The sequence below is a fragment of the Lutimonas saemankumensis genome (assembly GCF_020171465.1).
GTDB lineage: Bacteria > Bacteroidota > Bacteroidia > Flavobacteriales > Flavobacteriaceae > Lutimonas > Lutimonas saemankumensis.
In genome coordinates, this window is record NZ_JAIUZR010000004.1 from 599,776 (window position 1) to 614,390 (window position 14,615).

General features: G+C 38.4%; 11 protein-coding genes. 5 read left to right on the forward strand and 6 right to left on the reverse strand.

The features are described 5' to 3' along the window. Window positions 1–13: 13 nt before the first annotated feature. The gene (locus LCM02_RS10445) at window positions 14–2,017 is read left to right on the forward strand and encodes a urocanate hydratase (protein WP_224930214.1); all 2,004 of its coding nucleotides are present in this window, start codon (window positions 14–16) and stop codon (window positions 2,015–2,017) included. 60 nt (window positions 2,018–2,077) lie between these two features. On the opposite strand, the gene LCM02_RS10450 is transcribed toward LCM02_RS10445, so the two are convergent. The 4 genes from LCM02_RS10450 to LCM02_RS10465 form a co-directional block, all read right to left on the reverse strand. Next, window positions 2,078–2,719, reverse strand: a complete 642-nt coding sequence (locus tag LCM02_RS10450; protein WP_224929221.1) for a thioredoxin family protein — start codon at window positions 2,717–2,719, stop codon at window positions 2,078–2,080. Between the two features lie 4 nt (window positions 2,720–2,723). After that, window positions 2,724–3,254, reverse strand: a complete 531-nt coding sequence (locus LCM02_RS10455; RefSeq protein ID WP_224929224.1) for a TlpA family protein disulfide reductase — start codon at window positions 3,252–3,254, stop codon at window positions 2,724–2,726. Between the two features lie 121 nt (window positions 3,255–3,375). Then, window positions 3,376–4,752 (reverse strand): sensor histidine kinase, encoded by a 1,377-nt coding sequence (locus tag LCM02_RS10460; protein WP_224929227.1) that lies wholly within the window; start codon window positions 4,750–4,752, stop codon window positions 3,376–3,378. An 8-nt stretch (window positions 4,753–4,760) separates the two neighbouring features. Beyond that, window positions 4,761–6,143: a sigma-54-dependent transcriptional regulator gene (locus LCM02_RS10465; RefSeq protein ID WP_224929230.1), complete on the reverse strand. Its 1,383-nt coding sequence runs from the start codon at window positions 6,141–6,143 to the stop codon at window positions 4,761–4,763. Between the two features lie 430 nt (window positions 6,144–6,573). Between LCM02_RS10465 and LCM02_RS10470 the strand changes: the two genes are divergently transcribed. The 4 genes from LCM02_RS10470 (at window position 6,574) to recJ (ending at window position 12,902) form a co-directional block, all read left to right on the forward strand. After that, window positions 6,574–7,833: an efflux RND transporter periplasmic adaptor subunit gene (locus tag LCM02_RS10470; protein WP_224929233.1), complete on the forward strand. Its 1,260-nt coding sequence runs from the start codon at window positions 6,574–6,576 to the stop codon at window positions 7,831–7,833. Window positions 7,834–7,843: 10 nt separating this feature from the next. After that, on the forward strand, window positions 7,844–8,539 hold the full coding sequence (locus LCM02_RS10475) for an ABC transporter ATP-binding protein (RefSeq protein WP_224929238.1): 696 nt from the start codon (window positions 7,844–7,846) through the stop codon (window positions 8,537–8,539). Window positions 8,540–8,554: 15 nt separating this feature from the next. Continuing rightward, window positions 8,555–10,960: an ABC transporter permease gene (locus LCM02_RS10480; RefSeq protein ID WP_224929241.1), complete on the forward strand. Its 2,406-nt coding sequence runs from the start codon at window positions 8,555–8,557 to the stop codon at window positions 10,958–10,960. Window positions 10,961–11,198: 238 nt separating this feature from the next. Beyond that, on the forward strand, window positions 11,199–12,902 hold the full coding sequence (recJ, locus tag LCM02_RS10485) for a single-stranded-DNA-specific exonuclease RecJ (RefSeq protein ID WP_224929244.1): 1,704 nt from the start codon (window positions 11,199–11,201) through the stop codon (window positions 12,900–12,902). A gap of 4 nt (window positions 12,903–12,906) precedes the next feature. Here recJ and rpe read toward each other — a convergent pair whose 3' ends face one another. Both rpe and LCM02_RS10495 read right to left on the reverse strand, forming a co-directional pair. Then, complete coding sequence (gene rpe, locus LCM02_RS10490) at window positions 12,907–13,563, reverse strand: ribulose-phosphate 3-epimerase (RefSeq protein ID WP_224929247.1); 657 nt, start codon at window positions 13,561–13,563, stop codon at window positions 12,907–12,909. 85 nt (window positions 13,564–13,648) lie between these two features. Next, window positions 13,649–14,512, reverse strand: a complete 864-nt coding sequence (locus LCM02_RS10495; protein ID WP_224929252.1) for a sigma-70 family RNA polymerase sigma factor — start codon at window positions 14,510–14,512, stop codon at window positions 13,649–13,651. Window positions 14,513–14,615 lie beyond the last annotated feature (103 nt).

Here is a 14,615-nt window from a genome sequence, read left to right on the forward strand (position 1 = left end):
AGAAAAAAATACAATGACCTTTAAAGATCAGATTATTCAGGGGGTTCCGGAACAACTTCCTGGTAAAAAAACCTATCCCAAAGGAGTAAACAGAGCTCCTAAAAGGAAAGATATTTTAACAAAAGAAGAAAAAAAACTGGCCATCCGAAATGCTTTGCGATATTTCCCAAAAGCCTGGCATAAAGAATTATCCGAAGAGTTCCTCAGTGAACTTAAAGATTTCGGAAGAATCTATATGTATCGCTTTAAACCGGATTACAAGATGTATGCCCGGCCCATCGAAGACTACCCCTCAAAATCCAGAAAAGCTGCGGCCATAATGCTCATGATTCAGAACAACCTTGATCCAGCCGTGGCTCAGCATCCCGAAGAACTCATTACTTACGGTGGTAATGGTGCTGTATTTCAAAACTGGGCACAATACCTGCTTTGCATGAAATATTTGAGCCAGATGACAGAGGAGCAGACACTTCATATGTACTCAGGCCATCCCATGGGTTTGTTCCCTTCTGATAAAAAGGCTCCCAGAGTCATTGTAACCAATGGAATGATGATTCCCAATTATTCTAAACCCGATGATCTGGAAAAATACAATGCACTTGGTGTTACTCAATACGGTCAGATGACTGCCGGTTCATTTATGTACATAGGCCCTCAGGGAATTGTGCACGGAACAACCATTACCCTGATGAATGCGTTTAGAAAGATTCTCAAAGAAGGTGAAACCACAAAAGGCAAGGTGTTTCTGACCTCTGGCCTTGGTGGAATGAGCGGAGCTCAACCCAAAGCCGGAGATATAACTGGATGTATCACTATATGCGCCGAAGTCAATGAAAAGGCGGCTCGAAAAAGGTATGAGCAAGGCTGGGCCAGCGTCATTATTGACGATATGGATGAGCTCGTTGAGCGCGTAAAAGAGGCAAAAGAAAATCTCGAAGTTTTATCAATCGCATTTCACGGGAACGTTGTGGATGTATGGGAAAGGTTTGATAAAGAAAATATTTTTATCCATGTGGGGTCTGATCAGACTTCACTTCACAACCCCTGGTCTGGTGGTTATTACCCGGTTGGACTTAGTTTTGATGATGCCAACAAAATGATCAGCGAAGATCCGGATGGGTTTAAGAAATTGGTTCAGGAATCGTTACGAAGACAGGCATCAGCCATCAACAGGCATGCTGCAAAAGGAACTTACTTTTTCGATTACGGGAACGCGTTTCTTCTGGAAGCCTCAAGGGCAGGAGCAGATATTATGGGTGAAAAAGAAGGAGAATTCATTTATCCTACTTATGTACAGGACATTCTTGGCCCCATGTGTTTTGACTACGGGTTTGGCCCGTTCAGGTGGGTATGCACCTCAGGTAATGCAGAAGATCTTGATAAATCTGATCAGATTGCTTTGGAGGTTATGAGAAAAATCCAGGAAGGTGCCCCTAAAGAAATTCAGCTGCAAATGAATGACAATATCATCTGGATTAAAAATGCAAAAAAGAACAAATTGGTTGTAGGCTCGCAGGCGAGAATTCTTTATGCTGACGCCGAAGGAAGGGCAAAAATTGCCTCTGCTTTTAACGATGCCATTGCTGATGGAAAAATTTCGGCTCCTATTGTTCTCGGCAGGGATCATCACGATGTAAGCGGAACAGACTCACCTTTCAGGGAAACCAGTAATATTTACGACGGAAGCCAGTTTACAGCTGATATGTCAATTCACAATGTCATTGGTGATAGTTTCAGAGGTGCTACCTGGGTGTCAATTCACAATGGCGGTGGCGTAGGCTGGGGAGAAGTGAGTAACGGAGGATTTGGAATGGTACTGGACGGTTCTCAGCAAGCAGAAAAACAACTCCGTTCCATGTTGTTTTATGACGTCAATAATGGAATTGCCAGACGCAGCTGGGCCAGGAATAAAGAGGCGTTGTTCGCTATCAAAAGAGAAATGGACAGGTCTCCGGATCTTAAGGTTACCCTTCCTAATCTAGTTGAAGAGAATTTACTGGATAATCTTGACATTTAGAATTGATCCAAAAAAAGCCCATTTTAAAATGGGCTTTTAAATATCTTAAATTAAAAAGAGTTACTTTTTAATAGAACAGCCAATTGCCTTGGTACTTGCCAACTCTACAGGCATTCCTTTCAACAGGGCATCAACTGCATTTTCAACATATCTGGTCTTCACACTTCCTTCATTTCTGGCACTATCATCAATTGAACCAATATATTGAACGATCAGATCCTTGTCTTGCTTCTCCAACACGTATACATGAGGAGTTTTTGACGCGCCATACTTTGGATAAACTTTTTGCCCTTCGTCGAATAAATAAGGAAAGTCAAATCCTTTTTCCTTGGCTCTGACCTTCATAAGTTCATAACTGTCTCCGCCTGAAACCTCCGGATTATTCGGATTAATGGCAATAACAGGAAAGCCCTTGCTTTTATACTTCTTGTTCAGTTCAATGATTCGGTCTTCGTTAGCTACAGATACAGGACAGGTGTTACAGGTAAAAATAACAATGAACCCTTTGGCTTCTTTAAAATCGGAAAGTGACACCATTTTCCCATCTACATTTTTTAACCTGAAATCGTCTGCTTTGTCACCTATTTTATAACTAAAAATAAAATCTGAGACCCCGGCATTAATTCCGGAGAAGGCAAATACTGAGATTATTGTTGAAAGGGAAATAACGGTCAACAACAAGATATAATGTTTGTTTTTCATAATATTAGGTTTTTATAAATTCTGATAGTTCGTATTCGAGTTCTTCCTGAGTAAATGACCTTTCGTAAAAGGCCTTTTTATCCTTGTAAATCATAAGTGTTGCAGGAATGGCTCCGCTCCAAGAAGCATCGACCTTGGGAATCCATTCATTTTCGTAAGGGTCATCCAGTAATATCACTTGTGACTTCAACTCTTTTCTATTCACGAAAGGTTTGAGTTGACTTTCCAGTTTATTTGGAAAATCAAGACTTACAAGAATAACTTTTACTTTTGATTTATGATTTTCCTGAAGAGCTTCAAAATAGGGTAATTCCTCAATGCAGGGCTTGCACCAGGTTGCCCAGAAGTTAACTACGAGTAACATATCATCCTCTGATTTAAGGAAATTTTCAAGCTCATTAAAATCATAGACTTCAATATCCGTATTCTCTTGTTTTTCACCTTTTTCAACCTTAAAACTAGTTCCTTGCTGGCTCTCTTTCTTAGAACAAGAAAACGACAATAATAAGACAAATGCAATGATAAAATACTTCATTTCAGAGGGTTCGTTTCAACAAATTTATATTTTATCACCACTCCAAAATGACGAATTAACAATTTTATAAAAACTTTAACGAATTAAAAATCAAGATTGAAGACCCGTAAATTGCAACCTGTCAATTCTTGAATATCAGTGAAAATGTAGTTCTAACTCCTGGTTCAGAACTCACAAGAAGGTTGCCTCCATGTTTTTTTAAGATGTTTTTGGAAAGACTCAGGCCAATTCCCGAGCCATTCTTCTTAGTAGTAAAAAATGGAATAAAAATCTGATTCAATATTTTTTCCTCGATCCCTTTACCATTGTCCGAAACCATGATTATACTCTTGTCCTGTTCTACCAGACAGCTCAATTTAATCCATGGGTTCTCAATTCCTTTTAAAGCATGAAGACCGTTATTGATAAGGTTAATGATCACTTGTTCAATGAGCTTTCTATCCATATGTACAGTGGCATTCGCAGGAATCGGAAGTAAACTGACTTCAACTCCTGCCTCTTTTGATGCCGAGGCCATAAGCAACTCCATTTCGGACAAGAAACCTTTCACATTGACGGGTTCCATTTTTGGTACCGGTATGCTGGCAATTGTGCGGTAATCCTGGACAAAAGCCAACAATCCGTCAGATCTTTTTTTTATGGTAGATGCCGCTGTATTAATATCCTCTATATCCTCACTATCCAGATCATTCAAACCGATTGTGGCACCGCTCTCTGTTTCTGTTATACTTTTAATGGTAGAAGCCAGGCTGCTCACCGGGGTAAAGGAATTAAGCATTTCATGAGCCAGAATTCTGATTACATTATGCCAGGCTTCAATTTCTTTCTGTTCGATCTCTGATCTGATATCCTGAAATGCAATAATTAAATACGGAGCGTTTAGCAACTGAATTTCCATGACCTCAAGTGACAATTGCTTTCTCTGGATATCATCTCCAAAATCAATCAGGGACTTACCTCCGTTTTCCAGTTTTTTGATCTCGCTCTCCAGCCAGGGTAAATTTGATGCAATTCTATGCCAGTATTTGTGCTGGGGTTGTTGTAAAATATCGCATGCAGCCTTATTTAAAAACAAGATTTCAGAAGCTGAATGATGGTTGTATAAATCCTCCTTTTTAATTGAAATAATCCCGAGGTTCACATGTTCAAGGATGTATTTGAAATATTTATACTGAGCCTCTTTCTCGATTTTATTTCGTTTGAAGATCTTGATGATCAGGTTAAAATCATCGTAGACTTTAGAGAAAGAATCTCCTTTTTTAGTAGGCGAAAAATAAACCGAATAATCCTCCGTTTTTAAGGCGTCTAAAAACTTAACCAGCGAATAATTTGTGTTGTTCACGTAACGGATCAAAAAATAAACCTGCAGGATAATCAAAGCCGCGATTCCCGCGCTGCTGAACCAGAAATTCTTAACAAGAAAATAAGAAAACAAAACACAGAACAAAAGAATTATAAAAATTCGAAGGGTAACTTGTATGGTAAATCTTTTAATCATATAAATCCTTATAAATTAAATTTTTCCAGTCTTCGGTACAAGGCCGCTCTGGTAAGGCCCAGTTCCTTTGCAGCTTTTGAAATATTTCCGTCGTGCTTTTCGAGTGCTTTCTCCACTAACATTTTTTCTATTTCATGAATATTGAGGTTTTCTATTTCATGCACAGGGGAAGAAGCCGCGGGAGGAGCAGCAGAAAGGTTGAAATCCGTAATTCTAATTTCATGACCGTCTGACATAATCACACCCCTCTCAATGGTATGTTGAATTTCCCTGACGTTCCCCGGCCAGCTGTGTTCCCTTAAGAGGTCAATTGCGTCCTTGTTAATGCTTAGATTCGATTTATGGTATTTGCGCTTGAATATTTCCAGAAAGTGAAAAACAAATTCCTCAATGTCCTCCGGTCGGACTCTTAACGGAGGTATTTCTAATTCAACAGTGTTGATCCTGAACATCAGGTCCTGTCTGAATTTACCTTCATCTACCCATTCCTTTAAGGGAGCATTAGTAGCAAATAATAATCTGGCATTAAAGGGTCGTTCCAAACTTTCTCCGATCCTGGAAACTTTTCTGTCCTGCAAAACCGTAAGCAATTTAGACTGCAGATTGTAGGGAAGATTTCCTATTTCATCCAAAAAAAGGGTTCCGTTTTCTGCAAGTTCAAATCTACCTGGCTTATCCTCATGGGCATCTGTAAAGGACCCTTTCATGTGTCCAAACAGTTCGCTTTCAAACAAATTCTCCGATAAGGCACCTAAATCAACATGTACAAATGGCCCTTCTTTCACATGAGATCTTTTGTGAATTTCACGGGCTAAATGCTGTTTTCCCGTTCCGTTTTCGCCAAGAATCAAAATATTTGCGTCGGTCACACTCACCTTATCCACCACTTCCATCAACTTCATCATTTCTTTTGATTTACCTACTATGGGGCCAAACTTCTGATCAATATCCTTTTCCAGAACTTCTTTTGCTCCCGTAAGCAGCGTTACCTTGTTACGGCTTTTGCTTAACTTAAGTCCTGCTTGAATAGTAGCAAGAAATTTTTCATTGGTCCAGGGCTTCAGAATAAAATCGAAAGCACCTTTTTTTATAGCGTTGACAGCCAATTCTACTTCCCCATAAGCCGTCATCAAAATAACTACCATCTCCGGCCTTACATCCAATATATGCCTCAGCCAATACATTCCTTCCTTTCCATCATTGAAACCAATTCTGTAATTCATATCCAGAACGATGACATCAATAGGCTCTGAAGACAATAATTGGTTCAGTTCCTTGGGTGTGTCTTTTATAAGAACTTTTGAATAATGCTTTTTCAGGAGAAGTTTAGCCGACAAAAGAATATCCTCGTCATCATCGATTATAAGTATTGTCGCATCTGTTTTTGCCATTTTACACAACGCATAAATTATTCGCCTAAAGTACGAAATGTTCGAAAACGAACAACGTTTTGTCCGAAAATGAACACTTATAAATTTTTGTAAAAATCTTAAATAGTTGTTTTACAGGGGTTTAAAAAATGTAAAAGTTGTGGCACGTAGATTGAACTAAAAAGGGCAGACCCCAAAATTCAAAAGTTATGATAGGTATTTTAATAAATATAGTAATAAGTATAATTAATGCTCTCGAAGCGATTCTTATGTAGCATTAATGTTGAAACCAAAATTGAAACCCCTTAAATTAAAAGATATGAAAACGATATTATATAACACCACAACCGAAAGCAGAAGTCACGAATTACACCTACTCTTTAGAAACAGCAGAAGAGTTCAGTGGTCAACTTACAGAAATTACAAACTTTAAAAAGCAGAATGTCTAAAAATGAGACAACTTGGTATGGATAAGAGGATTGAAAAAAAGAAATGGACCAGAAAAAAGATTACATATATCACTGGTTCCATTCTCTTTGTGTTACTGGCTTTTTTTGGATTTAAATCTTTCAACAAAAAAATCTTTAAGGCTGATGCTTCAAGAATTACAGTTAAGGAAGTTATAGAAGGCCAGTTTCAGGACATGATATTGATCGATGGTGATATTGAACCCATAAACCTGGTTCTTGTCAACACACTGGAAGGAGGATCTGTAAAGGAAATTTTTGTTGAAGATGGTGTATTCGTTGAGAAAGGAACACCATTGATTCACCTGAGCAACCCAACAGCAACCTTGGGCTATTTAAATCAGGAGACGGCAATTGTAGAACAGATCAATAACCTGAGAAATTTAAAATTATCTCTTGAGAAGGACCAGAGAAATCTGGACGAATCCCTGATTGACAGTGAAAACAGTCTTGCTGAAACTACCCGACGCTATAAAACAGATTCCATTCTTTATGGAAAAGATGTAATCGCTAAAAACGATTTTATAGATATAAGGGAAAGCTATCGCTATGAAAGAGAAAAAAGAAATCTATTGAGTAACAATGTGAGAAAAAGCAGTCTTGATAATAAAGTTCAGATCGAGCAGATCAATAAATCCATTGAAATGATGCAGCGAAACCTTGAACTGATTCATGAAAACATTGAAAAAATGCTAGTTCGGGCACCCGTAAGCGGTATGTTATCATCTTTCGATCCTGTTATTGGAGAATCTTACGGCAGAAATCAGACCGTAGCAAAAATAGATATTCAATCAGGATTTAAGATAAAGGGAAGAGTGGATGAATACTATTTAAGCACCGTTAAACCGGGCCAACTTGCAAGATTTTCTTTTGATGGCCAGTTGATTGACCTAAAAGTTAAAAAGGTCCTTCCTGAAGTTAACAACAGACAGTTTGAAATTGAATTGGAATTTGTTGGTGAAGTGCCTGAGGCAATTACCATAGGTCAATCCGTTCAGGTCAGACTAGAGCTTTCAAAGGCCCAGCACTCCGTGATGATACCAAGAGGAAATTATTTCCAGGCCTCAGGTGGTCAATATGTTTTTGTTCTGAACGATCAGGGAGAAGCGCACAAAAGGTATATCAAACTTGGAAACAATAACCCTGGTTACTATCAGGTTCTTGAAGGACTTGAGGCTGGAGAAAGATTTATCAGCTCGTCCTACCAGGATTTTAAAAATTATGAAACAATCGAAATCAAATAATACTAAAATTATGATCAAATTAGAAAACCTCAGCAAAGTTTACAGAACTGACGAAATAGAATCAACAGCCCTGAACAAGGTGTCCTTTGAAATTGAAAAAGGAGAATTTGTTTCAGTAATGGGACCATCGGGTTGCGGGAAATCAACCCTACTTAACATACTAGGAATGCTCGACAAACCTGAGAGCGGAAGTTATGAGTTTCTGGGTAAGGAAGTGAGTAATTTAAATGAAAAAGGCCGTTCTTCGGTTCGAAAACAAAATATCGGTTTTATCTTCCAAAACTTCAATTTAATTGATGAATTAACTGTTTTCGAAAATATTGAATTACCTCTTATCTATACAAAAGTAAGTTCCTCCGAAAGAAAGGCTCGCGTAAATGAGCTCATCGATAGGATAGGTATCTCACACAGATCTTCACATTACCCACAGCAATTATCCGGTGGGCAACAACAAAGAGTTGCAGTAGCAAGGGCGCTTGTTACCAAGCCACCATTGATTCTTGCTGATGAACCTACCGGTAACCTAGACAGTTCACATGGAAATGAAGTTATGGAATTACTATGTAACCTCAATGAATTGGGAACTACCATTGTAATGGTGACGCACTCTTCGCACGACGCGAGTTACTCTCAAAGAATTATCAACCTTTTAGACGGTCAGATCGTTTCTGAAAAAAGGAACAAACTGAGTCAAGCTGCCGTTTAATCAAACTTTTCAACGATGTTAAAGAATTATTTTAAAGTTGCCCTTAGAAACCTTAGCAGAAACAAGGTATATGCCTTTATCAATATACTCGGCCTGGGATTAGGATTGGCCATTACAATTCTGGTCTTTATGTTCGTAAAAGATGAAACAAGCTACGACAAACACTGGCATGGGTATGATCGTATATACCGCACAGGTATTAAGGCAGACATGATGGGGCAAAAAATGGATGGACCTTCATCTCCGAGCCCTATGGCCCAATCCTTCAGAACAGAGTTCAATGAAGTGGAAACGGCAACAAGATTTCAGCCTGTTCGTCAGGAAATTATGATGAGACAGGAACAAAACAAAGTTTATATTCAAAAAGGAGTATATGCAGATAGTTCCTTCTTTAAAGTTTTTGATTATGAATTCGCCCATGGAAATGCAGAATCGGCTTTGAATGAGCCCAATGCCATTGTACTGACCGAAGAAACCGCCAAAAAACTTTTTGGTGATAAAAGTGCCATCGGGGAGGTTGTGAATTACGACAATCGAAGAGATTATATTGTAAAAGGCATTGTTAAAGAGCCTAAAGGACATTCACATTTTCATTTCGACATGTTCATGGCACAGAATCAAATCGAAAATATCTGGATCAGCAATAATTTTTATACTTACTTCAGGTTGAAGGAGAATACAAATTTTGCCGATTTTGAAGAGAAAATGAAGGCTAATTTCATGAAAAAAATTGAGCCTAATGTTGAAGCTTTTTTAAAAATTAACATTGAAGAATTTTTCAAGCAAGGAAACTCCTTTGAGTACCAGCTCCAGCCTATTACCAGCATTCATTTGCATTCACAAAAGCAATGGGAAATTCAGCAAAACGGAAATATTATTTATGTATATGTCTTTATCGGAATAGCTGTTTTGGTCATCCTGATTGCCGGAATCAATTTTATGAACCTTTCAACGGCAAGATCGGGTAAAAGAGCCAAGGAAGTTGGTGTAAGAAAAGTAACAGGAGCCTCAAGAAAAATGTTGATCGTTCAGTTCCTAACTGAATCTGTAATTCAAAGTGTACTGGCCTTATTCCTTGCCTTTATCCTAGTGGAATTATTTCTTCCCGGATTTAATAATGTCATGGGAACCGAGCTAAACCTTTTCAATGATTATCTGTGGCAAACCGTACTATTTTCTGTAGGTGTAACACTATTTTACGGGATTTTTGCAGGAAGCTACCCCGCATTTTTCCTTTCCAGCTTCAAACCTGTTTCAGTTTTAAAAGGTGACTTAACCAAAACAAAGGGAGGTGCTTTTCTTAGAAAGTCTCTTGTTGTGACTCAATTTGCGGCATCAATTATACTCATTATTGGAATGATCATCATTTTCCAGCAAATTTCATATTTGCACAACAAAGACATTGGATTCCAAGGAGATCAGGTTTTGATCGTACCAATACAGACAGACCAGATGCAGCAGAATTTCAGAAATTACAAGGATATTTTTCTTAAAAACACCAATGTTCATGGGGTTTCACGTGCATCCTATTTTCCGGGAGATAACCCCTGGCAAAACATGTATGTTCTCGAAGGAACCGAAGATCAGATCCCTCTTTGGAATATGTTCGTAGATTTTGACTTTTTCAAAACACTTGACATTCAGTTGTCAGAGGGTCGATTATTCGACTTGGAAAAGGATAATGATTCCATTCCAACGTATATTTTAAATGAAGCGGCAGTCAATAATTTTAACATCCAAAACCCTATTGGTAAAAGAATGGGAACTTTTATAGACATGGAAGGTAATATAGGCTACGGTGAAATTATCGGTATCGTAAAAGACTTTCATGTAGAAGGTTTCGACCAGCCAATACGTCCTATGATCTTATCTGTGAGTAATAATGTCTGGTTTACAGCCTTCAAAATAGCTCCTGAAGATATGAACGCCACAATAACCTATATAGAAACGGAATGGAACAAACTGGAGCCTACGCATCCTTTCAGATACAGATTCCTTGATGATAAGTTTGGCGAACTTTTGAAGCAACAGGAAAACTTTGGTTCCATGTTCCTCTACCTTACCATACTTGCAATTATAATTTCTTCAATGGGTCTTTATGGTCTTGCCTCATACACTGCAGAACAGAGAACCAAGGAGATAGGTGTGAGAAAAGTTCTGGGTGCATCTGTAGGTCAGATCATGAATATGCTGAACCGCGACTTTATGAAACTTGTACTGATTGCTAATATTTTTGCCTGGCCGATCTCATATTTGTTGGCTAAGGACTGGTTGTCCAATTTTTCATACCAAATTGATATGCCTCTGCTTCCTTTTGTTTTTGCGACACTGATTGCTTTGATCATAGCTTTGATAACGGTAAGCACCCAATCCTATGTGGCTGCAAATTCAGATCCAGTTGATGCGCTTAAATACGAATAATATGATCCTCATTTAATTTAATCATACTTTTGTCTAATCTCGAAAATGGTCAAGCATAAGCTTGGCCATTTTCTTTGAATTCAAAAAAAAAAAGAATCGTTGAAGGAAGTTTTCCTGTACCTTGAAAATCTCACTAATGAAGGTTCTGGATATTTATAAATATAACATTGCCATTCGGCAAATTCTATTATATTCACTTAAGAATTTGTCCTGTAAATAGTGAATCCAATCTGAATATATGCGCTGGATTGAAAAAAGAAAACCTGAAAAAGAAAAAATTGAACTTCTTTCAAATGCCTTGGGAACAGATCCTGTTTTAAGTACTATTTTGATACAGAGAGGTGTAGAGAATTTTGAGGAGGCTAAAAATTTTTTTAGGCCATCCCTGGACCAATTGCATGATCCTTTTTTAATGAAAGACATGGACAAAGCAGTCCGGCGAATTGAAAAGGCAATTCAAAATTCTGAGCATATCATGATCTACGGGGATTACGATGTAGACGGCACCACTGCCGTGAGTCTTGTTTATGATTATATGAGCAGGACATATGAAAAAATCTCTACCTATATCCCGGACAGATACAAGGAAGGTTATGGTATCTCTTATACGGGAATAGATTATGCGGATGATAATGAAGTCAGCCTGATTATTGCCCTTGATTGTGGTATAAAAGCCATAGAAAAAGTTGATTATGCCAGGAAAAAAGGAATTGATTTTATAATCTGTGACCATCACAGGCCCGGAGAAATTATTCCTGGGGCAGTTGCCGTTCTAGATCCAAAGAGGGGCGATTGTCAATATCCCTATAATGAACTTTGCGGATGCGGGATTGGCTTTAAGCTAATTCAGGCGATTGAGCAAAAAAAGGGGAACGGACTCGAGAATCTGAGTTCCTCCCTCGATTTGGTCGCCACCTCAATTGCAGCAGATATTGTTCCGTTGACAGGAGAAAACAGGATTCTTGCTCATTATGGTCTCCTGGTTATCAATAGTCAGCCCCGTCCTGGGATAAAAGCATTGCTTCATGGTGTTAAGAAGCCTTTGTTAAATATTACAGACGTGGTATTTATAATAGCTCCAAGGATCAATGCAGCGGGCAGAATGAAACACGGGTCATATGCTGTTGAACTACTAACTGAAAATGATTTCTCCAGGGCAATGAAATACGCAGCTGCCATTGATTCCTATAATTTAGAAAGAAAAGAATTGGATCAGTCTATTACTGAAGAGGCATTGTCACAGATCATGGAAAATGGAGAAGAAACCAGATCCTCGACCGTGGTCCGAAAAGATACCTGGCACAAAGGAGTTATTGGAATTGTGGCTTCTAGGTTGATTGAAAAATATTACAGGCCCACCATAGTTTTTACCAAAAGTGGAAATAAACTGGCTGCTTCTGCGCGGTCTGTAAAAGGTTACGATGTCTATGCGGCGCTGAACCAATGCAGTGATTACATAGAACAATTTGGAGGACATAAATATGCAGCCGGACTTACACTTTTACCTGAAAATTACCTGGCATTTAAGGAAGAATTTGAAAAAGTTGTTGCCAAGGAAATACCACTTGCCTCTCAGGAACCTCAAATTGAAATTGACTCGGAAATATACCTTTCAGATATAACACCAAAATTTAATCGAATATTAAAACAGATGGGGCCTTTTGGGCCGCAGAATATGAAGCCCGTGTTTATGGCCAGGGGCCTTCGCGATAATGGATATGCCCGAAAAATTGGTGCAAAACAGGATCATTTGAAACTCAACATCATATGTGGAGCGGATCAAAAGACCTATAATGCCATTGGGTTCCGACTTTCAGAAAAATATGAACTGGTCACCTCAGGCGCACCCTTTAAAGCTGCCTTTACCATTGAGGAGAATCATTGGAATGGAATTACCTCAATTCAACTAAATATAAAGGATTTGAAACCAGACGATGATTAAAATTTTAGTACTTCAGGTGCTTAAGGTCATGGATGGTTTGTTCCGGATCTTCACTTCGAAAGACGAAACTTCCCGCCACTAAGGCATTTGCTCCAGTAGCAACCAGCTTTTCCGCATTTTTATCATTAACCCCGCCATCGATCTCAATAATGGCCTGTGAACCAGATTTTTCGATCATCTGTCTTAACTGGGCTATTTTCTTGTAGGTGTTTTCAATAAAACTCTGGCCTCCGAAGCCCGGATTGACACTCATTATCAGCACAAGATCAAGATCTGATATAATATCCTCGAGTACAGATACCGGAGTGTGTGGATTCAAAGAAACCCCTGCTTTCATTCCCTCCTGTTTTATGGCCTGAACCGTTCTGTGAAGATGCCTGCAGGCTTCATAGTGAACCGTTAAAATATCGGCGCCAACTCTTTTGAAATCGGCAATATATCTGTCTGGATCAACAATCATCAGGTGAACATCCATGGTTTTTGAAGCATGTTTCTTGATGGCTGAAATTACCGGCATACCAAATGAAATATTGGGAACAAAAACCCCATCCATGACATCAATGTGAAACCAATCCGCCTCACTTCGGTTTACTAGTTCGATATCTCGTTGAAGGTTGGCAAAATCTGCCGCCAAAATAGAAGGTGCAATAATGTGTGACATGAATCAAAATTTTTACAAAACTAAGACAAAAAATAAAAAGCCTGCGATTAATCACAGGCTTTTTAAAATCTATTTGTTCTTCATTTTATCCAAGGTATGTTCTCAATATCTTGCTTCTCGAGGTGTGCTTCAATCTTCTGATTGCTTTTTCCTTGATCTGTCTGACTCTTTCACGCGTCAAATCAAAAGTCTCCCCGATTTCCTCAAGTGTCATGGGATGCGCATCTCCTAATCCAAAGTACAATTTAACCACATCAGCTTCTCTTGGTGTAAGTGTCTCCAATGCTCTCAAAATTTCCACTTTAAGAGATTCATGCAGCAAACTTTTATCCGGATTTGGCGATTCCCCAGAATTTAATACATCATATAAGTTCGAATCTTCTCCTTCGATCAAAGGTGCGTCCATGGAAACATGTCTTCCGGAGTTTTTCATAGACTCTTTTACATCACTAACGGTCATATCCAGTTCTTTTGCGATCTCTTCCGCCGATGGAGGCCTTTCATTTTCCTGTTCTAACCTGGCAAAAGTCTTGTTTATCTTATTGATCGATCCAATTTTATTCAATGGCAACCTGACAATTCTGGATTGTTCAGCTAATGCTTGTAAAATAGATTGCCTAATCCACCAAACTGCATATGAAATAAATTTAAATCCTCTTGTTTCATCAAATCTTTTTGCCGCTTTGATCAAACCCAAATTTCCTTCATTGATCAAATCAGGTAAAGTCAACCCTTGGTTCTGATATTGCTTGGCAACAGATACTACGAACCTTAAATTTGCTTTTGTCAATTTTTCCAAAGCTACCTGATCTCCTGCTTTAATTCTTTGTGCAAGTTCAACCTCCATATCAGCTGTAATCAAATCAACTTTACCTATTTCTTGCAAATACTTATCCAAAGAAGCAGTCTCCCTATTCGTAACCTGCTTAGTTATTTTTAGTTGTCTCATTAAAAAATTGGAATTTTAGTTTAAAAAGTTTTGTCGTGTACTTGTTATACGTACGATTCTCGATAAATGTTACAAAACATCATAAAAAAACCTCGAGAAATAT